The sequence below is a fragment of the Pseudomonas sp. Mn2068 genome (genome assembly GCF_049319725.1).
GTDB lineage: Bacteria > Pseudomonadota > Gammaproteobacteria > Pseudomonadales > Pseudomonadaceae > Aquipseudomonas > Aquipseudomonas gingeri.
Genome location: NZ_JBMOUG010000013.1, coordinates 1 through 22989 on the forward strand (window position 1 = coordinate 1; position 22989 = coordinate 22989).

23 protein-coding genes are annotated in these 22989 nt (G+C 64.4%); 7 read left to right on the forward strand and 16 right to left on the reverse strand.

From position 1 onward, the window contains the following. Positions 1 to 260 precede the first annotated feature (260 nt). The 6 genes from ACL9RJ_RS24405 to ACL9RJ_RS24430 form a co-directional block, all read right to left on the reverse strand. Positions 261 to 1025 carry an ABC transporter ATP-binding protein gene (locus ACL9RJ_RS24405; RefSeq protein WP_017126294.1) on the reverse strand — a complete coding sequence of 255 codons (765 nt, stop codon included), beginning with the start codon at positions 1023 to 1025 and terminating at the stop codon, positions 261 to 263. 7 nt (positions 1026 to 1032) lie between these two features. Further along, the gene (locus tag ACL9RJ_RS24410; protein WP_177084400.1) at positions 1033 to 2151 is read right to left on the reverse strand and encodes a succinylglutamate desuccinylase/aspartoacylase family protein; all 1119 of its coding nucleotides are present in this window, start codon (positions 2149 to 2151) and stop codon (positions 1033 to 1035) included. An 11-nt stretch (positions 2152 to 2162) separates the two neighbouring features. Then, the gene (locus ACL9RJ_RS24415; protein ID WP_017126292.1) at positions 2163 to 2873 is read right to left on the reverse strand and encodes an ABC transporter permease; all 711 of its coding nucleotides are present in this window, start codon (positions 2871 to 2873) and stop codon (positions 2163 to 2165) included. Then, entirely contained in the window at positions 2870 to 3598 is a 729-nt protein-coding gene (locus ACL9RJ_RS24420) for an ABC transporter permease (RefSeq protein WP_017126291.1), read from the reverse strand. The genes ACL9RJ_RS24415 and ACL9RJ_RS24420 overlap by 4 nt, the downstream gene beginning before the upstream one ends. 56 nt (positions 3599 to 3654) lie before the next feature. Further along, positions 3655 to 4434, reverse strand: coding sequence for a transporter substrate-binding domain-containing protein (locus ACL9RJ_RS24425; RefSeq protein ID WP_177106698.1), 780 nt, complete (start codon positions 4432 to 4434; stop codon positions 3655 to 3657). A gap of 326 nt (positions 4435 to 4760) precedes the next feature. Continuing rightward, positions 4761 to 7214: a penicillin acylase family protein gene (locus ACL9RJ_RS24430; RefSeq protein ID WP_017126289.1), complete on the reverse strand. Its 2454-nt coding sequence runs from the start codon at positions 7212 to 7214 to the stop codon at positions 4761 to 4763. A gap of 195 nt (positions 7215 to 7409) precedes the next feature. Here ACL9RJ_RS24430 and ACL9RJ_RS24435 point away from each other — a divergent pair, with 195 nt between their 5' ends. Continuing rightward, entirely contained in the window at positions 7410 to 7958 is a 549-nt protein-coding gene (locus ACL9RJ_RS24435; protein WP_042935379.1) for a cysteine hydrolase family protein, read from the forward strand. 4 nt (positions 7959 to 7962) lie between these two features. Here the strand turns inward: ACL9RJ_RS24435 and ACL9RJ_RS24440 are convergent, their stop codons facing one another. From ACL9RJ_RS24440 to ACL9RJ_RS24460, 5 genes are all read right to left on the reverse strand, one after another. Beyond that, positions 7963 to 8745, reverse strand: coding sequence for an ABC transporter ATP-binding protein (locus tag ACL9RJ_RS24440; protein WP_017126287.1), 783 nt, complete (start codon positions 8743 to 8745; stop codon positions 7963 to 7965). Continuing rightward, positions 8742 to 9812: a FecCD family ABC transporter permease gene (locus ACL9RJ_RS24445; protein WP_017126286.1), complete on the reverse strand. Its 1071-nt coding sequence runs from the start codon at positions 9810 to 9812 to the stop codon at positions 8742 to 8744. The genes ACL9RJ_RS24440 and ACL9RJ_RS24445 overlap by 4 nt, the downstream gene beginning before the upstream one ends. A gap of 78 nt (positions 9813 to 9890) precedes the next feature. Then, entirely contained in the window at positions 9891 to 11009 is a 1119-nt protein-coding gene (locus ACL9RJ_RS24450) for an ABC transporter substrate-binding protein (RefSeq protein WP_017126285.1), read from the reverse strand. Between the two features lie 31 nt (positions 11010 to 11040). Beyond that, positions 11041 to 11721: a Fe2+-dependent dioxygenase gene (locus ACL9RJ_RS24455; RefSeq protein ID WP_017126284.1), complete on the reverse strand. Its 681-nt coding sequence runs from the start codon at positions 11719 to 11721 to the stop codon at positions 11041 to 11043. Positions 11722 to 11727: 6 nt separating this feature from the next. Continuing rightward, positions 11728 to 14115: a TonB-dependent receptor gene (locus ACL9RJ_RS24460; protein WP_017126283.1), complete on the reverse strand. Its 2388-nt coding sequence runs from the start codon at positions 14113 to 14115 to the stop codon at positions 11728 to 11730. 196 nt (positions 14116 to 14311) lie between these two features. On the opposite strand from ACL9RJ_RS24460, the gene ACL9RJ_RS24465 reads away from it, so the two are divergent. Further along, on the forward strand, positions 14312 to 15022 hold the full coding sequence (locus ACL9RJ_RS24465; protein WP_017126282.1) for a response regulator: 711 nt from the start codon (positions 14312 to 14314) through the stop codon (positions 15020 to 15022). Beyond that, on the forward strand, positions 15019 to 16407 hold the full coding sequence (locus ACL9RJ_RS24470; protein ID WP_177084410.1) for an ATP-binding protein: 1389 nt from the start codon (positions 15019 to 15021) through the stop codon (positions 16405 to 16407). Before ACL9RJ_RS24465 ends, ACL9RJ_RS24470 begins: the two co-directional genes overlap by 4 nt. 58 nt (positions 16408 to 16465) lie before the next feature. On the opposite strand, the gene ACL9RJ_RS24475 is transcribed toward ACL9RJ_RS24470, so the two are convergent. Both ACL9RJ_RS24475 and ACL9RJ_RS24480 read right to left on the reverse strand, forming a co-directional pair. Then, positions 16466 to 16672: an SEC-C metal-binding domain-containing protein gene (locus ACL9RJ_RS24475; RefSeq protein ID WP_083875319.1), complete on the reverse strand. Its 207-nt coding sequence runs from the start codon at positions 16670 to 16672 to the stop codon at positions 16466 to 16468. Between the two features lie 7 nt (positions 16673 to 16679). Next, on the reverse strand, positions 16680 to 17123 hold the full coding sequence (locus ACL9RJ_RS24480; RefSeq protein ID WP_017126279.1) for an LEA type 2 family protein: 444 nt from the start codon (positions 17121 to 17123) through the stop codon (positions 16680 to 16682). 216 nt (positions 17124 to 17339) lie between these two features. Between ACL9RJ_RS24480 and ACL9RJ_RS24485 the strand changes: the two genes are divergently transcribed. Then, positions 17340 to 17843 (forward strand): hypothetical protein, encoded by a 504-nt coding sequence (locus ACL9RJ_RS24485; RefSeq protein WP_178989943.1) that lies wholly within the window; start codon positions 17340 to 17342, stop codon positions 17841 to 17843. Here ACL9RJ_RS24485 and ACL9RJ_RS24490 read toward each other — a convergent pair. Both ACL9RJ_RS24490 and ACL9RJ_RS24495 read right to left on the reverse strand, forming a co-directional pair. Continuing rightward, positions 17836 to 18312 (reverse strand): YchJ family protein, encoded by a 477-nt coding sequence (locus tag ACL9RJ_RS24490; RefSeq protein WP_017126277.1) that lies wholly within the window; start codon positions 18310 to 18312, stop codon positions 17836 to 17838. The two genes, ACL9RJ_RS24485 and ACL9RJ_RS24490, sit on opposite strands and share 8 nt — an antisense overlap. Before the next feature lie 4 nt (positions 18313 to 18316). Then, positions 18317 to 18814, reverse strand: a complete 498-nt coding sequence (locus ACL9RJ_RS24495; protein ID WP_017126276.1) for a DUF6231 family protein — start codon at positions 18812 to 18814, stop codon at positions 18317 to 18319. A 259-nt stretch (positions 18815 to 19073) separates the two neighbouring features. On the opposite strand from ACL9RJ_RS24495, the gene ACL9RJ_RS24500 reads away from it, so the two are divergent. After that, positions 19074 to 19352: a DUF1145 domain-containing protein gene (locus ACL9RJ_RS24500; RefSeq protein ID WP_017126275.1), complete on the forward strand. Its 279-nt coding sequence runs from the start codon at positions 19074 to 19076 to the stop codon at positions 19350 to 19352. After that, positions 19345 to 20103, forward strand: a complete 759-nt coding sequence (locus tag ACL9RJ_RS24505; RefSeq protein WP_042935319.1) for a hypothetical protein — start codon at positions 19345 to 19347, stop codon at positions 20101 to 20103. The genes ACL9RJ_RS24500 and ACL9RJ_RS24505 overlap by 8 nt, the downstream gene beginning before the upstream one ends. Before the next feature lie 102 nt (positions 20104 to 20205). On the opposite strand, the gene ACL9RJ_RS24510 is transcribed toward ACL9RJ_RS24505, so the two are convergent. After that, positions 20206 to 20670, reverse strand: coding sequence for a CopD family protein (locus ACL9RJ_RS24510; RefSeq protein ID WP_017126273.1), 465 nt, complete (start codon positions 20668 to 20670; stop codon positions 20206 to 20208). A gap of 98 nt (positions 20671 to 20768) precedes the next feature. On the opposite strand from ACL9RJ_RS24510, the gene dinG reads away from it, so the two are divergent. Next, positions 20769 to 22913: an ATP-dependent DNA helicase DinG gene (gene dinG / locus ACL9RJ_RS24515; protein ID WP_422765770.1), complete on the forward strand. Its 2145-nt coding sequence runs from the start codon at positions 20769 to 20771 to the stop codon at positions 22911 to 22913. Positions 22914 to 22989: the final 76 nt, after the last annotated feature.

Below are 22989 nucleotides of genomic sequence, written 5' to 3' on the forward strand. Positions count from 1 at the left end.
AGGGCTGTGCTTTGGTGGGGGCCGGTTTGCGGGTGAGAGCGCTTGCATGTTCGCGAGCGTTTTTGTGGAATGGCCGCCTGCGGCGGATCGCCAGCAAGCCGGCTCCTACAGTGCGGGGTCTTCCCACGGACTATCGCCAAGCCTGGGACCTTGTGGGAGCCGGCTTGCTGGCGATGACGAGGCAAGCCGCGCCGCCGCTTTCGCTGCGATGCGATGTCCTGACGAGCCAGCTCCCACAGTGACCTCTCAGGGGCGAGGGGTTACTTCAGGTTGCCGCTGAGGAACTGGCGCAGCCGCTCGCTTTGCGGATTGCCCAGCACATCGTCCGGCGCGCCCTGTTCTTCCACCAGGCCCTGGTGCAGGAACAGCACCTGGCTCGAGACCTTGCGCGCAAAGCTCATTTCGTGGGTGACCATGATCATGGTCCGGCCTTCTTCGGCCAGGCCCTGGATCACCTTCAGCACTTCGCCCACCAGTTCCGGATCGAGGGCCGAGGTCGGCTCGTCGAACAGCATCACTTCCGGTTCCATGGCCAATGCGCGGGCAATCGCCACGCGCTGCTGCTGACCGCCGGAGAGAAACGCCGGGTACTGGTCGGCAACCCGGGCCGGCAGGCCGACCTTGTCCAGATAGCGGCGGGCGCGCTCCTCGGCGTCCTTCTTGCTGACACCCAGCACCCGGCGCGGGGCCATGGTGATGTTTTCCAGCACGCTCATGTGGCTCCACAGGTTGAAGTGCTGGAACACCATCGCCAGGCGGGTGCGCAGGCGCTGCAGCTCGGCGTCGTCGGCCACGCGCATACCGTGCTTGTCGTTGACCATGCGGATCACCTGGCCGTCGAGGCTCATGGCACCGTCATTGGGCGTTTCCAGGAAGTTGATGCAGCGCAGGAAGGTACTCTTTCCCGAGCCGCTGGCACCGATCAGGCTGATCACGTCACCGGTCTTGGCCTTCAGCGAAACGCCCTTGAGCACCTGGTGTTCGCCATAGCTCTTGTGCAGGCCTTCAATGGTCAGTTTGTACATGGGCACCTCAAGGAGAAAGTAGATAGCCGCTGCGATAGGCCTCGCGGCCGGCAACATGGGCGACGACCATACCGGCGGTCGCCATGCGGCGCAGCGAGCGGGCGTAGAGCAGGCCCGCGGTGCTGCAATGAATGGGGGTGACGCGGTCGCTGATCGGGTCGATGACCTCGGCGATCAGTTGCCCGGCCTCCAGGTATTGCCCCGGCAGGGCGCTGAACACCAGCAGTCCGCCCACGGGGGTGGCGACCGGCTCCACGCCGGCCAGCGGCGTGGCCGGGTACGGCAACTCCGGCAGGGGCGCGACATCGCCCTCGATGATGCCGAAGTGGGTCAGGTAGTCGATTATCGCCTGGCAGTCGAGGCCCGCCAGCGGGTGATTGACATCGCCCTGGCCGCGCAGCTCGACGGTCACCGAGAAGCTGCCCTGGGGGATGGCGAAGCGATCGCCGAAGCGTTGCTGCAAGTCCCACCAGAGCAGGGTGAAGCATTCGTCGAACGACTGGCCGCCCGAGTCGGTCGCCAGCAGGCTGGCTTCGGAACCGATGTAGCGTGCCAGCGGTTCCACCTGCGGCCAGGCTTCGGGCGTGGTGTACAGGTGGGCCACGGCTTCGAAGTCGCAATGCAGGTCGAGCACCATGTCGGCATCGCAGGCGATGCGCTGCAGGGCCAGGCGCTGGGATTGCAGCTGGGTGGCCGGCACTTCGGCCGCCAATGCGGCCTTGAGCAGTTGGCGAATCAGCCGCAGGTTGTGCTGCGGGTCATCGTTGAGCAGGGTTTCCAGCTGATTGCCGATCTCGTCGCTGAGGTCGATGAACCAGCGGTTGAAGTTCTGCCCGCTTTCCAGCTCGTAGCGACCCAGGGGCACATCCATCAGCACCTGTTCCAGGCCGACAGGGTTGGCTACCGGCACCAGCACGATTTCGCCGCGCAGGCGGCCGTCCCGTTCCAGTTCGCCCAGGCGCTGCTTCAGATGCCAGGCCACCAGCATGCCGGGCAGTTCGTCGGCATGCAGGGACGACTGGACATAGACCTTGCGCCCGGCCTGTTCCGGACCGAAGTGAAAGCTATGGATCTGGCGGGCGGTGCCCGGTACGGGGGCCAGCAGATCGTGAGTGACATGACGCATGCGCGGGAGTCCTAGTGAGCCGGGCCGAGGAAGGCCAGCCAGCGGCGCTCGGCCAGCCGGAACAGGCCGACCAGGGTGAAGGTGATCGCCAGGTAGATCACCGCGGCGATGCCGAACGACTGGAAGGTCATGTAGGTCGCCGAGTTGGCGTCCCGGGCGATCTTCAGGATATCCGGGATGGTCGCGGTAAAGGCCACGGTGGTGGAGTGCAGCATCAGGATCACTTCGTTGCTGTAGTACGGCAGCGAGCGACGCAGGGCTGATGGCATGATCACGTAGGCATAGAGCTTCCAGCCGCTGAGACCGTAGGCCTTGGCCGCTTCGACTTCACCATGGTTCATGCTGCGGATCGCCCCGGCGAAGATCTCCGTGGTGTAGGCGCAGGTGTTCAGGGCGAAGGCGAGGATGGTGCAGTTCATCGCGTCGCGGAAGAACGAATTGAGCAGCGGCTGGTTGCGCACCGCTTCCAGGCTGTAGATCCCGGTGTAGCAGATCAGCAGCTGGATATACAGCGGCGTGCCCCGGAACAGGTAGGTATAGAACTCCACCGGCCAGCGGATACGGCGCTTGGGCGAGACGCGGGCGATGGACAGCGGGATCGATACGAGGAAGCCGATGAAGATCGAGGCGCTGAGCAGCCACAGGGTCATCGCCAGGCCGGTGATGTGCTGGCCGTCGCTGTAGAGGAACGGACGCCAGTATTGTTCGAGGAGTTCGATCATCGTACGGCCTCCCGGGCACCGGCGGCATAACGCCGTTCAAGCCAGCGCAGGACATAGTTCGAGGCACTGGTGATAAGCAGATAGATCAAGGCGGCGAGTACCAGGAAATAGAACAGTTGATAGGTGCTCTTGCCGGCATCCTGGGCGGCCTTGACCAGGTCGGCGAGGCCGATGATCGAGACCAGCGCGGTGGCCTTGAGGATCACCATCCAGTTGTTGCCGATGCCCGGCAGGGCGAAGCGCATCATCTGCGGGAAGGTCACGAAGCGGAAACGCTGGGCGCGGGTCAGGCCATAGGCGGTGGCGGCTTCGAGCTGACCGCGCGGCACGGCGAGAATCGCCCCGCGAAAGGTTTCGGTGAAATACGCGCCGTAGATGAAGCCCAGGGTGATGACCCCGGCGGCGAACGGGTCGATTTCGATGTATTCCCACTCCATGGCGTCCGTCAGGGTGGAGAGCCAGGTTTGCAGGCTGTAGAAAATCAGCAGCATCAGCACCAGATCGGGCACCCCGCGAATCAGCGTGGTGTAGAGCTGGGCCGGAATCCGCAGCAGGGAGATGCTGGAGAGTTTGGCACTGGCGCCGAGCAGGCCGAGCAGGACGCTCACCAGCAGCGACAGTATCGATAATTTGATGGTCATCCAGGTGCCATCCAGCAGGATCGGGCCGAAGCCCCTCAGGCTGAAGGCGGAAAGCCCCAGGGTTTGCAGGAGGTTGTCGAACATGAACAGATGCCTTTGGCTGTCAAGAAAGCGCCCCCGTCGAGGGGGCGCCCAGGGGATTATTTCCCGCTATACAGGTTCAGATCGCCAAAGTGTTTTTTCTGGATTTCGGCGTACTTGCCGTCCTTGTGTAACGCTTCGATACCTTTATCCAGCAGTGCCTTGAGGTCTTTGTTACCTTTTTTGATACCGATCGCGGTTTTTGCCGGCAGCAGCGGATCGTCGATTGCCTTGCTGACTTCGTAGTCGGCACCGGCCGGCGACTTCAGGAAGCCCAGCTCGGCCTGGAGCATGTCCTGTACCGAGGCGTCGAGGCGACCGGAGGTCAGGTCGGCATAGACCTGGTCCTGGTTGGCGTAGGCCTTGGTGGTCACGCCAGCCTTGTCCAGCACGGCCTTGGCGTAGGCTTCCTGGATGGTGCCTTGCTCGTAACCCACGGATTTGCCCTTGAGGGACTCAGGCGTGGAGTAGCCCGCACCCTTTTTGAACACCAGGGACGTCGGGCCGGAGAACAGCTCGCTGGAGAAGTCGATGGCCTTCTGGCGGGCTTCGGTCACGGTCATCGACGAGATCACGCCATCGAATTTGTTGGCGTTGAGGCCGGGGATCATGCCGTCGAAGTCACTTTCGACCCATTTGCACTTGACCTTCAGCTCGGCGCAGATGGCATTGCCCAGGTCGATGTCGAAGCCGACCAGGCTGCCGTCGGCGGCCTTGGATTCGAACGGCGCGTAGGACGGGTCCACGCCAAAGCGCAGTTCCTTGTATTCCTTGGCCGTGGCGACGCCGGCGGCCATGCAGAGAGCCAGTGCAGAAAGGGTCAGCAATGCTTTTTTCATTATTCAATCCCTAAAAACCAAGATGAGCGCTTGTGGCGCACTAAGTACTGTTACTGGAACGCGTATGACTCGGTAAAAGTAGCAATTTCCGAACCAGAGTCCCGAACGAGCGTTTTAAAAGGCAGGAATATGGCTACGAGCCAGCTAATCATGCCCGAAATCGGGCAGCAAAAAACAAGTGCGCCATATTGGTGCGATAACGCTATGAAAGATCGTTCCCACGCTCTGGGTGGGAACGCCTCTCCGGACGCTCTGCGTCCGCTGTCGTGACGCGCAGCGTTACTGATTGCATGCCTTTGCTGCGCGCGGGAACGATCATGCCGGGATTATTTGCCCGGCGTCAGCGTCAGGCGTGTAGTGCCGTAGGCCTTGTCGAGGTTCTGCGGCTGCATGGGGAAGCTGACATATTGCGCCTTCAACCAGCCATCGATGCCATTGGCATAGTACGGGCTGGCCGGGTTACCGGACTGGCCGGGGCTTTGCTGGCCCATCATCGGCTCGATCTGGCCGAAGTCGACGATCAGTCGTAGCGCCGGCGCCAGGGTGGTATCGAAATTCGAACCGCCCCACAGGTAGGCCGCAGTGTTCAGGGTGGTATGGTCGCCACCGGCCTGGATCGGACCACGGATTACCTGGCCGCTGGCGTTCTTCCACTCATAACGGTGCAGCTTGCCCCATTGCCAGGCCTTGTGGTCGGCCCCCAGCTGGCTGTCGCCGGCCGTGATCGCCGCCGCCAGGCTGCGCGCCAGGATGGCCGGCTTGTCTTCTTTCTGTGGGGTGCGGCTGTCATCCCAGAACGGGCTGTCTTCGCGCCCCAGCAGGTGATCGGCCTGGGCCGAGTAGGAGAGCCGGCCATTGGCGATAAATGCCTGCCACACCGGTCCGTTTTCCGGGCCGAGCTTGTCGAGGAAGATCTGTTTCAGGCTTTCCTGCAGGAACAGCTCATACAGCGCGGCATCGGCCGAAGTCGGACTGAGCTTGCCGTCGAACGCCATCAGGCGGCTGAAGGCTTCCCGAGCCTTGCCGCGCTCGACTTCGGGCAGCGCATCGATGGCCTGCTTGAGCGGCTGGGCCATGCCCGGGGCCTCGAACATCTTCTTCAGCTTGTTGGCGAAGGTGGTGCTCTGGTCGTACTGCATCGCGATGACGCTGCGGGTGTCCTGCTTGCCGGAGCCGGCCAGTTCCGCCAGGCGTTCGCCACGCTCCGGGTAATACCAGGAGTTGGACAGTTGCATGCCGTAGCCCTTGGCCGCCGTGCGCTGGTTCGCCGTGCCCAGCCAGCCCTGCTGCGGGTCCTGGTCGTAGGGGTGGAGCATCGCGTCGGCATAGCCGTCCCAGTCGAAGCGGCTGTCCCAGCCCGGCGACGGGAACAGCCCTTCGCCTTCGCGCCGGTTCGGGTAGCGACCGGTGACCTGCCAGCCGATATTGCTGGCGTCGGCGAAGATCATGTTCAGGGCGATGGCGCGGATCTCGCGGCTGGCGTCCGAGGCTTTCTCGGTGGTCTGTGCCCGGGACAGGTCGAAGAACGCATCGAGGCTCTTGTCGTCCTTGAGCGATGGGGTCTGCAATGCCAGGCCATAACCGTTGGCCAGCGGTGTATCGCCCAGGGCACTGTTGAGCAGGGGCCCGTGGCGGGTCTCGAAGACGGTTTCGCGGATCGAGCGCTGGCCTTTGATAAAGAAGGTTTCGTTGCGCACGATGGCCGGCAGCCATTTGCCGTCGGCTTCGTAGTAGAGCGCATTGCCCTGGCGCTTGAGTTTTTCCAGGAACAGGTCCTGGTTGTCGCCGAGTACCGCGGCCATGCTCCAGGCCACCTTGCCGTTGAAGCCGGAAAGGATCGCCGGCAGGCCGGCAATCGAGGCGCCGGCGGCCTGGTATTTCGGCGCGCGGATCTGCACGTAGTTCCAGGCCGCGGGGGCGCTGGTCGGTTGTTGCAGGTCGGCGGCCAGCAGGCTTTTGCCGCTGCGGCTGCGTTGCGGGCCGATGGCCCAGTTGGTCGAAGTGCCGGCGCCGAAGCCGTTGAGTGCCGCCACTTGTCCGGCAGCCTTGCCGACGGCGCCCAGCCCGGCAATCTGGCTCAGGGCCACGCCCTTGAGCTTGTCCGCATCAGCCTGGGGCAGGGGTTCGTCCGGCGCGGTCGGGGTCAGCCAGGCGAGCTTGTCGATACCGACCTTCTGCGCGATCAGCAGCGACGAGATCTCTTCCGGCAGGTTGGCCGAGAGCTGGAAATTCAGCAGGCAGAAAATCAGCGCGGAATCTTCCGGCTTCCAGTATTCGGGCGTATAGCCGCTCTGGGCCAGATCCGCCGGCAGCTTGTCGCGGTAGCGGAACAGGTAGGCGTTGACGCCCCGCGCATAGACTTCGAAGAAACGCTTGAGCCGCGGCGACGCAGCGTTGTACAGCTCGCCGGCACTTTTCTTCAGGTTGACCGCGCGCATGAACCGGTCGGTATCCAGGGCATCGGCACCGTTCATCTCCGCGAGGCGACCCTGGGCCAGCAGGCGCAGGGTGACCATCTGGGTGATACGGTCGCTGGCGTGGACGTAGCCGAGGGTGAACAGCGCGTCATGGAAGGTGTTGCTTTCGATCAACGGTATGCCGACGGCATTGCGCCGCACCGACACGTTCTGCGCCAGTCCCTTGAGCGGTTGCACGCCGGAGGTCGGCGGCAGGCTGTCCTGGGTGTTCCAGGCCTGGCAGCCGCCCAGGCCGAGCAGGCCTGCCACGGCGGCGGCAACGCCACATTTGTGAAGAAAAGGGGGAAAGGCTGGCGAGGCCATGGCAAGGCTCCTGCGGGGGTAGCGTCAGTAAAGGCGCTACGTTAGTGAGCAGGAGGAAGCCGCGCAAGACGGGGGCTGCGCTTATTTTCGGGTTTTGCGCAATCCGGAGTGTTTTACGCCCGATGACTTGTCCGATGAACGCTCTTGGTGCTCAACTGCGAGTCTCCAGGACAGATAACGAGGGCACAGGGGATGATGGCTATCGGGGACCGCGCGGCATTGATCGTCATCGATCAGCAGCAGGGCATTCTTCAGCCGCGACTCGGGCCACGGAACAATCCGCAGGCCGAAGATCGTATCGCCGGGTTGCTGCACCACTGGCGCGCCAACGCTCGCCCGGTGATCCATGTGCAGCATCTGTCCCGCTCGCCGGAGTCGGTGTTCTGGCCGGGACAGTCCGGGGTGGAGTTCCAGGAGCGGTTTCGACCGTTGGCGGGGGAGTGGCTGGTGCAGAAGGAGGTGCCGGATGCCTTTTGCGCCACCGGCCTGCAGATCCGTCTGCAAGAGGCGGGCATCGACCAGTTGGTCATCGTCGGCGTCGCCACCCACAACTCCGTGGAGGCGACGGCGCGCACCGCCGGCAACCTGGGGTTTGCCACCTGGGTGGTCGAAGATGCCTGCTACACCTTCGACAAAGCCGACTTCTTCGGCCAACCGCGCAGGGCCCGGGAGGTACACGCCATGTCCCTGGGCAACCTGCATGGCGAGTACGCGACCGTGGTGTCCAGCGGCGAGTTGTTGTGAACGGCTAGCCGACGGCTTCGTCCACCAGGACTTGCAGGGTGTCCCGCGAGCACCGCTCGATTCTTGCCCGCACGCCATACACCTCGGCGAACAGGCGGGTATCGAGAATATCCCCGGGGGCGCCGCTGGCGAACAGTTGTCCCTGGCGCAGCACCGCGAGGTTGTCGGCATAACGCGCGGCGAGGTTGATATCGTGCAGCACCACCACGGCGATCAACCGGTGTTCGCGCACCAGCGACTGCACGCAGGCCATGACTTTCAACTGGTAGTTGAGATCCAGGGCGCTGGTGGGTTCGTCCAGCAGCATTACCTTCGGTCGCCGGGCGATCAACTGCGCCAGGCTCACCAACTGGCGCTGGCCGCCGGACAAGGTGCTCAACCATTGGTCCGCCAGATGGGTGATGCCGATGCGCTGCAGGGCCTTGAACGCTTCGTCCAGGCATTCGGCGCTGGACAGCGGGCCGACGCGCAGGGCGGCGATCACGCTTTCCAGCACGCTCAGGCTCAGGCCGGGCGGCAGGTTCTGCGGCATGTAGGTCACCCGACGCGCCCGTTCGGCGACCGACAGGCGGGTCAGGTCCTCACCTTGCAGGCGCACGGCGCCGCTCATCTTTTCCAGGCCGGCGATCCCGCGCAACAGGGTCGACTTGCCGGCGCCGTTGGGGCCGATCAGGGCCGTCAGGGTGCCGGGTTGCAGCATCGGCAGACTCAGGTCGCGCACCACCTGGCGCCGCCCGTAGCCGATCAGCGCATGCTCGACCCGCAGGCCGTGTTCCTGCTCGCTCATAGCTGCCTCCCGCGCTTGAACACCAGCAGCACGAAGATCGGTACGCCGACCAGTGCCGTGACAATCCCCACCGGCACTATCACCCCGGGCATGATCAGTTTGCTGGCAATCGACGACAGCGACAGCAGCAAGGCGCCGACCAGGGCGCTGGCGGGCAGCAGGAAACGCTGGTCTTCGCCCACCAGGATCCGCGCGATATGCGGACCCACCAGGCCGATAAAGCCGATGGTGCCGACAAACGCCACCGCCGTCGCCGACAGCAGGCTGATGCGCAGCAGCGAGGCGAAACGCAGGCGCTTCACATCGACACCGAAGCTCATAGCGCGATCCTCACCCATGCGCAGCAGGGTCATGCGTGGCGCGGCGGCAAAGGAGAAGGGCATGACCACGATTATCACCAGCGCGAGGATGCCCAGCTTGTCCCAGTTGGCCCGGGTCACGCTGCCCAGGGTCCAGAACACCAGTTGTTGCAGCACGTCCTCGGTGGCGACCAGTTGCAGCAGCGCCACCACCGCGTTGCAACTGAACACCAGGGCGATACCGAACAGCACCAGGCTTTCCACCCCGGCGCCGCGCAGTCGCGACATGGCTTGCAGGAGAAACACCGAGGCGGCGGCGAAGACAAAGGCCGACAGCGAAATCGCCGCGTTGTTCGACAGCCAGGCGCTGGAGATCGGAAACACGATCACCAGCGAGGCGCCGAGGGCCGCGGCGGAAGACACGCCCAGGGTGAACGGGCTGGCCAGCGGGTTGTTGAGGATCGCCTGCATTTCCGCGCCGGCCAGGGACAACGCGCAGCCCACCAGCACGGCCATCAGGGTGTAGGGCAGGCGCACGTTCCAGATGATCACCTGGTCGGTCAGACTCAGGTGGGCTGGATGCAGCAGGCCGTCGAGCAGGGCCGGCAGACCCATGCCGGACGGGCCGCTGGCCAGGTCGACCAGGATCGCGCAAAGCAAGGCGCCGCCCAACAGCACCAACAGCCACAGGCGGCGCAGCAACAGGCGGCGATAACCCTGGCTGGCGCTTGCCAGGTCCAGGGGAGAAGCACTCAGGGATGTACTCATCGTCATGCAGGCTTGTCGCACTCTCCCGTGGGAGCCGGCTTGCCGGCTCCTGCAAAGGGAAGGCTTGGCGCCCTTTCCTCACTGATGGGTTGGGGCGTCGATCCAGTACGCGCCCTTGAGCGGCGTATCGAGGAACTGCCGGTTCATGGCGTCCATGGTGTCCTGCGGATTCAACTGGGCGAACAGCTGTGGATGGATCCACTTGGCCAGGGCTTCGATGGCCAGCAGGTTGTAGGGCGAGTTGTAGAAGTCATGCCACAGGCCGTGGGCATTGCCCGCGCGGATCGCCCGCAGGTTCTTGAACTCGGGACGGGCGAGCACGCCGTCGAAGGCTTCGCGCGCCTCGGCCTGGCTGACCTCGGCACCGAGGATCAGCCCCGGCTTGTGGTTGCCGGTGGCGACATACAGGTCCGGATCGGCCTTGAGCGCATATTCGGCACTGATATCCCCCAGCGCACCCGGCACCACGCCTTCGGCGATATTGACCCCGCCGACGGTTCGGATCACCTCACCCATGCCGCTCTTGCCGGTGGTGTGTCCCGGTGCCTGCCAGGCCCCGGCCAGCAGTTCGAGGAAGACTTTCGGCCGCTGGCTGTCCGGCAGGTTGCCGACCTTGTCGGTGATCGTCTTCAGGTGCCGGTCATAGAAATCCAGGTAGGCCTTGGCCTGTGGCTCGCGGCCGAGGGCCTGGCCCAGGGCGTCGAGGCTGTCGTGGGTGCCCTTGATCGGATTGATCCGGAAGTCGACGAACAGAACCGCGATGCCGGCCTTGGCCAGCACATCGGCCACCGGGCTGTGTTCGGTCGGGCCGTGGCCGGAGATGCTGAATACCGCCAGGTCCGGCTTCAGGCTGAGAATCTCTTCGGCGCTGACGCTCTGCTCCGAGGCCTGGCCGATCAGCGGGATGTCCTTGACCTTCGGGAATTTGGCCGCGTACGCCGCGTAGGTGTGCGGGTCGAGCAGGCGCAGGTCGTTCTGCCAGCCGACGATGCGCTGGAACGGCGCCTCGCGGTCGAGCAGGGCGAAGGCGGAAATCAGCCGGCCTTCACCCAGCACCACGCGCTGGACATGCTCCGGTACATCGACCTTGCGGCCGAGCACGTCGGTGACTTCATGGGCCGAGGCCGCCGCGACGGGGCCAAGCAGCAACACGGTGAACAGGGCACTCAGGCGCAGCAGTGCACGGGGTTTGATCATCACGATATCTCCGGGAAAGGCAGGCGGCGCATCAGACGTCACTCCAGCGCCGCAGCAGGTTGTGGTAGGCGCCGCTCAGTTGCAGCAGGGATTCTTCGTCGGCGTGTCGTGCGCTCAGGCGCTGGATCGCCACATCCATGTCCAGCAACAGGCTGCGCTGGCTGTCTTCGCGGACCAGGCTCTCGATCCAGAAGAACCCGGCGATCCGTTCGCCACGGCTGACCGGGTTGATCCTGTGCAGGCTGCTGCCGGGGTAGAGCACCAGGTGTCCGGCGGGCAGCTTGACCGGGTGTTCGCCGAAGGTGTCGCGGATCACCAGCTCGCCGCCGTCGTAGCTGGCCGGGTCGGCGAGGAACAGGGTCGCGGAGAGGTCGGTGCGGACCCGCTCACGCACGCCCTTGAGGCCGCGGATGGCGTTGTCGACATGCAGGCCGAACGACTCGCCGTCGCTGTAGCGATTGAACAACGGCGGGTAGATCTTCTTCGGCAGGGCGGCGGACATGAACAGCGCGTTGTCCGAGAGCCGGCCGAGGATGCGTTCACCGAGGCGGATGCCCAGGGCCGAGTCTTCCGGCAACTGCCGGTTGTGCTTGACCCTTGCGGAGCCGAGCCCGGCGGTGGCCTTGCCGTCGATCCAGGGCTCGGCCAGCAGCGCCGCGACCATCTCGCGGGCCTCGGCGGGGCTGAACAGGGCGGGAATCTCGATCAGCATGCCGGCTCAGAACTCATAGTCGACACTGGCCGTGAGCGTGCGCCCCGCCCCCGGAATCCCGTACAGCTGGAAGCCGTCGAGGGAGGCGCCGATCTGGCTGTAGTAGAAGGTGTTGAAGACGTTGTTGAGGTTCAGGTTGACCCGGGTCTGCGGGTTGAACTGGTACTGCGCCGCCAGGTTGTGCAGCCAGTAGCCGGGGGCCTTCTCGTTGTCCTTGACGTAGATCGCGTTGACCCCCGATGGACCGTTGGCGTAGCTGCTGTTGTTGTTCAGGCCACCGACGTACTCGTTGTCGCTGTAGCGCCGGCGTCCGACATAGTTGGCGCCGTAGCTCAGGCTGAGGGCGTCGGTCACGGCATAGGTGGTCCACAGGTTGGCGGTCAGGTCCGGGACGTTCTTGGCCTCGGCGCCCTTGTTGGCGCCCTTGGTCTGCACGCTCTTGAGGGCGGAGAAGCCGCTGTAGGCGGTCCAGCGCGGGGTGATATTGCCCTGCAGGCCGAGTTCCACGCCGTCGACCCGCTTGGCCGGCAAGGCCCGTACCGGCGCGGTTTCGCCGTCCTGGTACTCCCAGGAGTTTTCCAGTTCGGTACGGAAGATCGCCGCCGTGACATTCAACTGGTCATGGGCGATATCCCACTTGGTGCCGACCTCGTAGGTCTTCGACTTGGCCGGCGTGTAGTTGCTGGTGGTCGAGGCGCCGTAGATCTGGTTGTTGGTCGAGGCACCGACCGCCGAAGGCTCCGCGGCCTCGCTGTAGGAGGCATAGATGCTGCCATTGGGCAGTGGCTTGTAGACCACGCCGGCGCGCCCGCTCAGGGCGCCGTCGTCGCTCTTGATATCGGCCTGGCCGCGCTGGGTGGTCTGGGCGCGCCAGTTGTCGTAACGCAGCGAGCCGAGGACCTGCCATTGCTCGGTCAGGGTGACGGTATCGCCGAAATAGACCCCGGCGTTGTCGATGATCGAGCGCGGATCGCCTTCGCCCTTGGTCACCCAGGTGCTGGCGAAGTCGTGCTGCGGGTCGGCCATGTTGAACAGCATGTCGCCGGTGGGGACTTCGGCGTTGCGCTTCAGGCCGCCGTAGGTCTCATGGTAGAGCTCGATGCCGCTGACCGCGGCATGGGAGAAGCTGCCGGTGTTGAAGCCGAAACTGAAGTCGGTCTGGTTGTCGAGGATGGTATAGCGCTTCGATTGGCCGAAGTCGTCACCCCGCAGGATGCCGTAGGCGGTGTTGCCGTTGTTGGTATAGCCGGGATAGGCATTGACGGTCGAGCCCGGGACCTGGCTGATCGGACCGACCCCGGTGTAGCCCAAGGTCGCGCAACGGGGGCCGGTGCAGGTTTTCTGGCCGTTGGCGTTGGCGGCGAAGAAACGTGCCGGCGACAGTACGCCAAAGTTGTCGGTGCGTTCCCAGCGGATCTGGTTCTTGAGCCTGGCATCGTTGTCGAAGTCGTGCTCGAGGCGGGCGGTCAGCGAAGTGGTTTCGGTCTGCTGGGTGTACAGGCTCGAATCGCCGTACCAGTTGGAGCGCTTCACGCCCGGCATGGTATCGCCGTTGGTCCCGCGCTGGATCGGCAGGCCGGTGTCCGGGGTGTTGTTGTCCTTCTGGTAGAACAGGTCGACGAATACCCGGGTCTGGGTGCCCAGACCCAGGCCCAGCGAGGTGGCGATACCCCAGCGGTCGTAGTCGACATCGTCGCGGTCGGCCACGGCGTTGTAGTGGCGCATCAGGTTGATGCGCAAGGCGCTGGTATCGTTCAGCTCATGGTTGATATCGGCGGTCAGGCGTCGGTAGTTGTCGCTGCCGACCCCGGCCGAAACCTTGTTCGCATCGCCCAGGTGGGCCTCCTTGCTGACCAGGTTGACGCTGCCGCCCACCGCCGAGACCCCGGACTCGATGGCCCCGGTGCCCTTGAACACCTCGGCCTGCTGCAGGTTGAAGGTGTCGGTGCGGGTCGACATGCCGGCATCGCGCACGCCGTCCACGGTCAGGCTCTGCTCCGAGGAAAAACCGCGGATCGAGAACAGGTCGCCCCAGCCGAGGTTGCCCTCGCCGGACATGAAGGTGATCCCCGGCACGTTACGCAACACTTCCTGCAGGGTCTGGGCGTTCTGTTCCTTGAGCACCTGCTGCGGCACGATGGTGACGCTTTGCGGGGTATCGAGCAGCGGCTGGCTGAGCTTGGCCGAACTCGCCCGGTCGACCTTGAAGGGCGAGCTGTAGTCACCTTCGACCTTCAGGTCGGGCAGGGTCAGCGTACCCTGGGCCTCGGTCTCCTGGGCCAGTGCCTGGGGACTCAGCGCGCCCATGGCCATCAGGCCGAAAACGGGGGCCAGCGTACGCGGCAGGGCCAGGGGTTGCAGGCGTGAAGGGGAGGACTGGGACAACGATGGCATGCGCGACAACCTATGCTAAATTGAAATCAATCTTATTTAGATTCGGTAGTCTAAAGAGCCGGGTTCGCCGGGCGGCGCGTGCTTTGTATTGGAATCGCATACAAGCGCGCCTCAACACATTCCATTACATTTCACTCCGACACGCCGCGAGCTTTCGGCTATCTCCTAGTTTTTTTTCGGATGCTGACTTTCTTCCATGACCAAGCCAGATCACCTGTTGATCGTCGATGACGATCCGGAAATCCGTCAGTTGCTGTCCGAGTACCTGAGCAACGCCGGTTACCAGACCTCCACCGCCTGTGACGGCAAGGAAATGCGTCGCCGCCTCGAACTGAATGTCATCGACCTGATCGTCCTCGACCTGATGCTGCCGGGCGAGGACGGGCTGAGCCTGTGTCGTGAGCTGCGGGTGACCTCCAATACCCCGGTGATCATGCTGACCGCCCGCGGCACCCTGGTGGACCGCATCCTCGGCCTGGAGCTGGGCGCCGACGATTACCTGCCCAAGCCGTTCGATCCCCGTGAGCTGCTGGTGCGTATCAAGGTGGTGTTGCGCCGCGCCCAGAGTTTCCCCGAGCGGGCGCGGATCGACGATGTCCCGACCATCCGCTTCGCCGGTTGGCAGCTCGATACCCGGGCCCGCCAGGTATTGTCCCCGCAAGGCCTGGTGATCAGCCTGGGCAACTCGGATTTCCGCGTCCTGCGCCTGTTGCTGCAGCACCCCAACCGTCCGCTCAGCCGCGACTTCCTGCTCAACCATGTGTTTGACAAGGACAGCACGCCGTTCGACCGCTCCATCGATGTCTGCATCAGCCGCCTGCGCCAGCAACTGGAGCCGGGCCTGATCAAGACGGTGCGCAATGAAGGCTATATGTTGACCGCCACCGATGTGGACCCGCAGTCGTGAGGTTATGGCCACGCTCGCTCTTTGGCCGGCTGGTGCTGATCCTGGTGACCGGCATGCTGGCGGCCCAGGTCGTGACCAGCAGCATCTGGTACGACGTGCGCCACAGCCAGGTGCTGGAGATTCCCACCCGGCTGATCGCCACGCGCCTGGCGAATATCGTCCGGCTGTCCCATCTCGATCCGCAGCGCGTCGACACCCTGATCGGCCTGATCGACTCGCCGAACTTTCATCTGACCTTGAGTGATCAGGCCAGCGACCTGCCCGACGAACTGGAGGAAGCCGACCAGGGCACCGAGCGTCTGTTGAACAAGGTCCTCTCGGAAAAAACCGGTTATACCCAGACCGCGCGCCTGTTGCAGTTATCCGTGCTGGACCAGCAGGGCCAGGTGGCGGGGTTGCCGACCCTGTTCGGCAGCAACCCGGCGGTCGGCCATTTCCTGATCGACCTGCGCCTGCCCGACGGGCGCTGGCTGATGGTCGATGCCAGCGAGGAGCAGGGCTGGACCAGCACCTCGCCGGTGAATGTGCTGTTCGATTACCTGATGCGTATCTACCTGCTGCGAGTCGTAGTGCTGGTGATCATCGCGTTGCTGGCGGTGCGCCTGGCGATTCGCCCCCTGAATGCCCTGGCCAGGGCGGCCGAGGCGCTGGGGCGGGATATCCAGCGCCCGCCACTGCCGCTGGACGGGCCGACCGAGGTGCGTCGGGCGGCCCAGGCCTTCAATGTCATGCAGCAACGGCTGATCGCCAATATCGCCGAGCGCACGCGCTTCCTGGCGGCGATCTCCCACGACCTGCGTTCGCCCATCACCCGCCTGCGCCTGCGCACCGAGCTGCTGGAGGACAATCAGGTCAAGGAGCGTTTTCGCACGGACCTGGAAGACATGGAGCATATGGTCTCCAGCACCCTGGATTTTGTCAGCAGCGGGGAAGTCAACGAGGAGCGGCAGAACATCGATATCAATGCACTGCTGCGCAGTTTGCAGGCGGACCTGCAGGATATCGGCGAGCCGGTCAGCGTCGAGGGCTGGGCGCAGCGGCCGTTGCCCGGCTATGCCCGCAGCCTCAAGCGCTGCGTGCAGAACCTGCTGGAGAATGCGGTGCGTTATGGTCGCGAAGTGGTGGTGCGGGTGGAAGACCAGCCGCAGTTGCTGCGTATCGTCATCAGCGACCGTGGCCCGGGGGTTCCCGAGGCGCTGCTGGAGCAAGTGGTGGAGCCGTTCTACCGGGTCGAGGGCTCGCGCAATGCCGGGACCGGTGGCTATGGCCTGGGACTGAGCATCGCCCATACCATCGCGGCGGCCCATGGCGGCCGGATGACCCTGCGCAATCGCGAGGGCGGCGGGCTCGAGGTGGTGCTGGCGTTCGAGCGACGCGAGGACTAGCGGGGCGCTACAGGCAAATGCCGCGGCCTTGGCCTGTAGCGGGCAGCGTCAGGCGGCTTCAGGCGCCGTGGCACTTCTTGAATTTCTTGCCGTTGCCGCAAGGGCAAGGGTCGTTGCGGCCCACGTCCTTCAATGCGTTGCGCACCGGCTCCTGGTGAGCGTGCCCGCAGTTCGGCCCGTGAACGTGGCCATGGTCGTGATCGTGGTGCGCGTGATCATGATCGTGATCGCAATCAGGGCCATGGACGTGAGGTTGCTGAGTCATGCTGGAACTACTCCGAAATTAAATCGCCGGGAATTATCTCGCCTTTGCGCTCCAGGTGCACGTCATAGCCGATGAATAATCCGGTTTTCAGCTCGCCCTCCAGGCGATAGGGGATCGGCTGGTCGGGTTTTTCCAGGCGCTTGGCCAGGGGCTTCATGTGCTGCCAGAGATTGGTTCGTATCGGCACGACGAAAAACGCCCGGCTGTTGGGCTCCACCGTCAGCCACTCGTCGGACTCACCTTCGGCGAGCAACCACTGGTCCAGATAGATCCGATAGCGCAGCCCGCGCACGGTCAGGGTGTTGTCGTTGGGGTTGTCAACGCGAAAATGCAGCTTGAATTTCTGCTGCAGCAGCTTGGCCTTGACCAGTTCCACCCGCACCAGGTGCACTTCGGGGTCACGGGGGCCGGCATCGAGCCAGGACGCGCAGCCGGACAGCGCCAGCAGCATTGCCAGGCCAAGCAGCACCGGGCCAAGCCTCGCTGGGTCAAGCTTCACTTGGCCAAGGGTACAGCGTGTCCGTGAGTACATACATTCCTCCCGCCGAAAACTCAGTCTAGCAAGCCGGCGGGCCAAGCGTTGCCAGGTTGTGATGGCAAAACCACCTGGGCGATACTGCCGGTCATTCGCGCAACGGAACCGAGCCCGGCGCACAGGAGTGTGGTCATGAGTCTTTACGAGATTGTCTTCAGCGGCGAACTGGTCCCCGGTGCCCCGGTCGAGCAGGTCAGGAGCAACCTGGCGCGGCTGTTCCAGGCCGATGCCCAGCGTATCGAACTGCTGTTTTCCGGGCGCCGCCTGGTCCTGAAGAACAATCTCGATGCCGCCGCCGCCGAGAAGTACCGGGCGACCATCGAGCGCGCCGGTGCGGTGGTCTCTGTGCTCGAGATGCCGATGGAAGAGATCGAGATGACCGCTGCTCCCGGGCCGATCGGGCGGGCCCGGGTAGTGCCGCGGGATGCCTATATGGCCGCCTTCAGCGAGGTCGATGCGCCGGATTATGCGATCGCCGAGGTCGGCAGCGATGTGCAGGACCCCAAGCCGGCGCCCGTTGCACCGGTCCTCGACCTGTCGGCGTTCAGCGTGGCGCCGGTGGGCAGCGACATGGGCCAGCTACCCGCGCCGCCTGCGGCAGCGGTGCCCGATACGTCGCACCTGAAGCTCAGCTGAGCAGGTAGCTCGAACAGCACTTCTTGTATTTCTGCCCGCTGCCACAGGGGCAGGCATCATTGCGTCCGGCCTTGAGCGGGACGGTCGGGTCGATGAAATACCAGCGGCCCGTGTTCTGCACGAAGGATGAGCGCTCGCGATGGCTGTGTTCGCCGCCGTTGTCATGCCAGCGCGCGGTAAAGGTCACGAAGGCGTGCTCGGGTTGGCCGCCGAAGACCTCCGAGCTTTCCACCTGCAGGCCCAGCCAGGTGCTTTGCGCGCTCCAGTCGGCAATGGACTGGCGATCCAGGCCGTTCTGCTGGCTGGGCAGCGTGGTCGCCACCAGGTAATCGACCAGGCCCAGCACGTAGGCGCTGTAGCGCGAGCGCATCAGCGCCTCGGCGCAGGGCGCGGGATGGCCCGCATGGTAGTGGCCGCAGCAGGCGTCCAGCAGGTTGCCGCTGCCGCAGGGGCAAATGGATGTACTCATCGGATTACCACCAGTACTTGCCGAAGTTTTCCGGGTTGGCCCAGAACTTGGCGTTGAGCCAGTCCGGCACCTGTTTGTATTCCCGCAGATCGTAGGTGAACAGCGTCAGTACCTGCTGGTCGCGCTGGAAACGCTCGCTGCTTTGCAGGGCCAGGGCAAAGAAGTCGCTGTCCTGCCAGCCACTGGCCGGCATGTCCACCAACACCGCGATGCGACTGGCGTTGAGGTTGCGAATGCCGCCCAGCAGTTCCCGGCCGGCGCGCTTGGGCAGGTGTTCGAGGCAATCGACCACCAGCGCGAGGTCGAAGCGCCGTGCCGCCAGGTCGGCCGGCAGGGCGCCGGGTTCGGCGAGGGCGACCTGGGTCTGCGGGTGCGCCGCCTGGAACGCCTCGAGCGCCGGAAAGCTGCCTGCGCCGACCAGCAGCAGGTTCTGCGGTGCATAGCGGTCCAGGAGAGCCGCCAGGGCTTGCTGCGGCGTGCGCGAAGAAATGCTCTCGGTCATCGAAAATCCTCAATCAGAACTGCAAAGACTAGCCTGCTCGAACGGCCCGGCCTAGAGCGCGGTTCCGGAAATCTCCAGGCGGGTCGCGCAGGCGCGCTGCAGGGGCGCGGTCGATGGCTCGACAACCGCTCTGGAGCGATGAATTTCGTCGAACTGGCGGGCAAGGCGACCGCTGGAGAATAATTTTCCGGGCCCACTGGCAAATTGCCCGTGCAAGCCGTTACTGTGCGCCCAAAGAATAATGTACCAAGGGGGGCGTATGAAGGTGCTTTGGGGGTTGGGGAAGGTCCTGACGCTGCTGTTTTGGCTGGTGGTGCTGGTCAACCTGGTGAATCCGCTGGTCAGCCCGTTTCGTTTATTGGTGAATCTGGCCGGGAGCCTGCTGTTGCTGACCCATCTGCTCGAGATACTGCTGTTCAACGGCAGCCTGCAAGATCGGCCACAGCCCTGGCGTGACCGGGCGCAGATCCTGCTGTTCGGTATGTTCCACCTGCAGATCCTGCCGTTGCCGGCTCGCGAGGAAGTCAGCCATGCGTAGTTTGTGTCTATTGGCGGCGCTGTGCAGCCCGCTGGCGTATGCCCAGGTCGTGACCGTTGAAGCCAACTCCCTGGTGCGCCTGCCGGGCAACACCAGTGTGTTGCAGCTGGAGCGCCTGGACGTGGCCGACCATGGCACGCTGCTGGTGCCGGCAAGTATCACCCGGTTGAGCGTGGGCGAACTGCACCTGGGGCGCGAGGCGCGCATCGCCATCGTGCCCAGCGAACAGAGTTTCGAACTCAGGGCCGGTCGCGCCGATCTTGGCAGCGGCAGCCAGATTACCGCGCGGGGCGCTCCGGGCAGCTACCAGAAGGCGCCGCTGCCAGGTCGCAACCTGAACCTGCGGATCGATGCCCTGAGCGGACCGTTGTTGTCTGTGGATGCCCGTGGCGGTACCGGCATTCCGGGTTATGTCGGGCTCGACGGCGCCAATGGCGAGGAGCCGGGTTGCACCTGGGGCCAGGCCGGTCGCGGTGCCGATGGTGACAATGGCGGCGATGGCCGTCCGGGTGCGCCTGGGGCGCAGGTCCGGGTCGAACTGCCGCGGGATTACCCGGCCGAGCAGATCAAGGTCCAGGTCGAGGGCGGTGCCGGCGGCGCGGCAGGTGCGGCGGGACGTCCGGGCGCAGGCGGCAAGTCCAAGGGCTGCTTTATCTACAAGACCGACGGTGGCAAGTCCGGGCGTCCGGGCCTGGCGGGTCAGCCGGGGCCCCAGGGCGAGCCGGGTAGCGTGACCATCCAGCGTCTTTGAGCCGCTTCGACGACCATTCGCGGGCAAGCCCGTTCCCACAGGGGTGAGTCGATCGTTCCCAGGCAGAGCGTGGGAACGATCAGCATCAGGCGTTGGCTGTTCTCAGAAGGTCGGGCGCGCCGCGACGATCGCCACCAGCGCCAGGCCGATCAGCAGATTGATTCCCACCAGGCGGCGAATCCGCCCCAGCGCGGCGGCGCCTTCGGCCCACTGTTCGGCTTCCACCGCCTTGCGCAGTTCCGGCAGTTGCAATGACTGGATACGAAGAAACAGCGCCAGCATCACGATATACAGCCCCATCATCACCTGCACATACCGCGGCGCGGTCTCGAACCCGCTGAAACGCAGCTGGATCAGGCCCACGCCGCTGATCGGCAGGATCACCACCGCCACCCAGACCCAAACGAAGAAGCGTTGAAACACCTGGACCCACAATTTCAGGCGGGCGGGGCCTTCGAGCGCGGCCATTGCCGCCGGACGCAGGATCATCCAGGCGAAGAACATGCCGCCGACCCAGATCAGGGCGGCCAGCAGATGCAGGGTATAGACGAGTGCAAAAGCGGTCATTCGGGTACTCCGTTCGGCGCGGGATGAATTAGCGGGGTATGATAGCGGCCATTCGAACCACTGAAAATTTATCCAGCGTTTTTCGCGCCCGAAGACTCATGATCAGCACCGAACTCAAAACCACGATCCAGGGCGCCTACTCGCGTTTCCTCGAAGCCAAGAACCTGAAACCCCGCTACGGTCAGCGCCTGATGATCGCAGAAGTGGCGAAGGTGCTCGGCGATATCGACACCGATGATGAAGGCCGCCGCGATGGCGAGCCAGCCGTGGTTGCCGTCGAAGCCGGCACCGGTACCGGCAAGACCGTGGCCTACAGCCTGGCGGCGATCCCCACCGCCAAGGCCGCCGGCAAGCGCCTGGTGATCGCCACGGCCACCGTCGCCCTGCAGGAACAGATCGTCTACAAGGACCTGCCCGACCTGATGCGCAACAGCGGGCTGAATTTCAGCTTCGCCCTGGCCAAGGGGCGCGGGCGCTACATGTGCCTGTCCAAGCTCGACATGCTGTTGCAGGAAGGCCATGCGCAGACCGCGACGGCCCAGTTGTTCGAGGAAGAAGGCTTCAAGATCGAGGTGGATGAGGCCAGCCAGAAGCTGTTCACCAGCATGATCGAGAAACTGGCCGGCAATAAATGGGATGGCGATCGCGACAGTTGGCAGAATGCGCTGGAAGACGCCGACTGGGCGCGCCTGACCACCGATCACAGCCAGTGCACCAACCGCCATTGCCCCAACTTCGGCCAGTGCGCCTTCTACAAGGCCCGCGAGGGGATGGGCAAGGTCGATGTGATCGTGACCAACCATGACATGGTCCTCGCCGACCTTGCCCTGGGCGGTGGTGCGGTGTTGCCGGACCCGCGCGACACCTTGTATGTGTTCGACGAAGGCCATCACCTGCCGGACAAGGCCATCGGCCACTTCGCCCATTACACGCGCCTGCGCTCCACGGCCGACTGGCTGGAGCAGACCGCCAAGAACCTGACCAAACTGCTCGCCCAGCATCCGCTGCCGGGTGACCTGGGCAAGCTGATCGAGCAGGTTCCGGAGCTGGCCCGGGAGATCAAGACCCACCAGCAGTTCATGTTCACCGCCTGCGAGCAACTGGCCGACTTCAAGACCGGTGAGGATGTGGAAGGCCGCGAGCGGCCGCGCCATCGCTTTGTCGGCGGGCTGATCCCGGATCACCTGCGGGAAATGGGCATCGAGTTGAAGAAGGGTTTTGCCCGCCTCAATGACATCTTTACCCGCCTGACCGAACTGCTGAAGGAAGGCATGGACGGTGAGGTCAATATCGGGATCACCAGCAACCAGGCCGAGGAGTGGTACCCGCTGTTCGGCAGCCTGTTGTCCCGGGCCCAGGGCAACTGGGAGCTGTGGACCGCGTTCACCGTCGAGGATCCGGAAGACAACCCGCCCATGGCCCGCTGGCTGAGCCTGGCGGAAAGCGGTGCGCTGTTCGATATCGAGGTCAATGCCAGCCCGATCCTGGCGGCGGAAATGCTCCGGCGCAACCTGTGGAATGTGGCCTACGGTGCCCTGGTGACCTCGGCGACCCTGACCGCCCTCGGCACCTTCGACCGTTTCCGCATGCGCGCCGGCTTGCCGAAGAAAGCCGTGACGGCGGTGGTGCCCAGTCCTTTCCACCACGCCGATGCCGGCGTGTTGCGGGTGCCGGACCTCAAGGCCGACCCTCGGGATGCCATGGCCCACACGGCGGCGATCATCCGTGACCTGCCGGAGCTGGTCGAAGGTTCCAAGGGCACGCTGGTGCTGTTTTCCTCGCGCAAGCAGATGCAGGACGTGTTCGACGGCCTGGATCGCGACTGGCGCAAGCAGGTGTTCATCCAGGGCAACCTGTCCAAGCAGGAAACCCTCAACAAGCACAAGGCGCGGGTCGATGGCGGGGACTCCAGCGTGCTGTTCGGCCTGGCGAGCTTCGCCGAGGGCGTCGACTTGCCGGGTGCCTACTGCGAACACGTGGTGATCGCCAAGATCCCGTTCTCGGTGCCGGACGATCCGGTGGAAGCCGCCCTCGCCGAATGGATCGAAGCCCGTGGCGGCAACCCGTTCATGGAAATCTCCGTGCCGGACGCCTCGCTCAAGCTGGTCCAGGCCTGTGGCCGGCTGCTGCGCACGGAGCAGGACCGGGGCATCATCACCTTGCTCGACCGGCGTCTGGTCACCCAGCGCTACGGCAAGGCTATCCTCAATGCCTTGCCGCCATTCCGTCGTGAAATTTCTTAGTGTGATGTAGGTCAAATCGCCTATTTCGTTGTCTATGGGTGGCGCTTTACCAGCGCCACGCAGGCCCTTGACCGGC

What these genes read in the sequence shown, in the direction of transcription:
- ACL9RJ_RS24510 (WP_017126273.1), bottom strand. Translation starts at nt 20,670, where the DNA reads ATGACCGCTTTTGCACTCGTCTATACCCTGCATCTGCTGGCCGCCCTG.
- ACL9RJ_RS24495 (WP_017126276.1), bottom strand. Translation starts at nt 18,814, where the DNA reads ATGACCGAGAGCATTTCTTCGCGCACGCCGCAGCAAGCCCTGGCGGCT.
- ACL9RJ_RS24450 (WP_017126285.1), bottom strand. Translation starts at nt 11,009, where the DNA reads ATGATCAAACCCCGTGCACTGCTGCGCCTGAGTGCCCTGTTCACCGTG.
- ACL9RJ_RS24460 (WP_017126283.1), bottom strand. Translation starts at nt 14,115, where the DNA reads ATGCCATCGTTGTCCCAGTCCTCCCCTTCACGCCTGCAACCCCTGGCC.
- ACL9RJ_RS24415 (WP_017126292.1), bottom strand. Translation starts at nt 2,873, where the DNA reads ATGATCGAACTCCTCGAACAATACTGGCGTCCGTTCCTCTACAGCGAC.
- ACL9RJ_RS24490 (WP_017126277.1), bottom strand. Translation starts at nt 18,312, where the DNA reads ATGAGTACATCCATTTGCCCCTGCGGCAGCGGCAACCTGCTGGACGCC.
- ACL9RJ_RS24435 (WP_042935379.1), top strand. Translation starts at nt 7,410, where the DNA reads ATGGCTATCGGGGACCGCGCGGCATTGATCGTCATCGATCAGCAGCAG.
- ACL9RJ_RS24420 (WP_017126291.1), bottom strand. Translation starts at nt 3,598, where the DNA reads ATGTTCGACAACCTCCTGCAAACCCTGGGGCTTTCCGCCTTCAGCCTG.
- ACL9RJ_RS24500 (WP_017126275.1), top strand. Translation starts at nt 19,074, where the DNA reads ATGAAGGTGCTTTGGGGGTTGGGGAAGGTCCTGACGCTGCTGTTTTGG.
- ACL9RJ_RS24445 (WP_017126286.1), bottom strand. Translation starts at nt 9,812, where the DNA reads ATGAGTACATCCCTGAGTGCTTCTCCCCTGGACCTGGCAAGCGCCAGC.
- ACL9RJ_RS24425 (WP_177106698.1), bottom strand. Translation starts at nt 4,434, where the DNA reads ATGAAAAAAGCATTGCTGACCCTTTCTGCACTGGCTCTCTGCATGGCC.
- ACL9RJ_RS24480 (WP_017126279.1), bottom strand. Translation starts at nt 17,123, where the DNA reads ATGCTGCTGGCGCTGTCCGGCTGCGCGTCCTGGCTCGATGCCGGCCCC.
- ACL9RJ_RS24405 (WP_017126294.1), bottom strand. Translation starts at nt 1,025, where the DNA reads ATGTACAAACTGACCATTGAAGGCCTGCACAAGAGCTATGGCGAACAC.
- ACL9RJ_RS24465 (WP_017126282.1), top strand. Translation starts at nt 14,312, where the DNA reads ATGACCAAGCCAGATCACCTGTTGATCGTCGATGACGATCCGGAAATC.
- ACL9RJ_RS24430 (WP_017126289.1), bottom strand. Translation starts at nt 7,214, where the DNA reads ATGGCCTCGCCAGCCTTTCCCCCTTTTCTTCACAAATGTGGCGTTGCC.
- ACL9RJ_RS24410 (WP_177084400.1), bottom strand. Translation starts at nt 2,151, where the DNA reads ATGCGTCATGTCACTCACGATCTGCTGGCCCCCGTACCGGGCACCGCC.
- ACL9RJ_RS24475 (WP_083875319.1), bottom strand. Translation starts at nt 16,672, where the DNA reads ATGACTCAGCAACCTCACGTCCATGGCCCTGATTGCGATCACGATCAT.
- ACL9RJ_RS24485 (WP_178989943.1), top strand. Translation starts at nt 17,340, where the DNA reads ATGAGTCTTTACGAGATTGTCTTCAGCGGCGAACTGGTCCCCGGTGCC.
- ACL9RJ_RS24505 (WP_042935319.1), top strand. Translation starts at nt 19,345, where the DNA reads ATGCGTAGTTTGTGTCTATTGGCGGCGCTGTGCAGCCCGCTGGCGTAT.
- ACL9RJ_RS24440 (WP_017126287.1), bottom strand. Translation starts at nt 8,745, where the DNA reads ATGAGCGAGCAGGAACACGGCCTGCGGGTCGAGCATGCGCTGATCGGC.
- dinG (WP_422765770.1), top strand. Translation starts at nt 20,769, where the DNA reads ATGATCAGCACCGAACTCAAAACCACGATCCAGGGCGCCTACTCGCGT.
- ACL9RJ_RS24455 (WP_017126284.1), bottom strand. Translation starts at nt 11,721, where the DNA reads ATGCTGATCGAGATTCCCGCCCTGTTCAGCCCCGCCGAGGCCCGCGAG.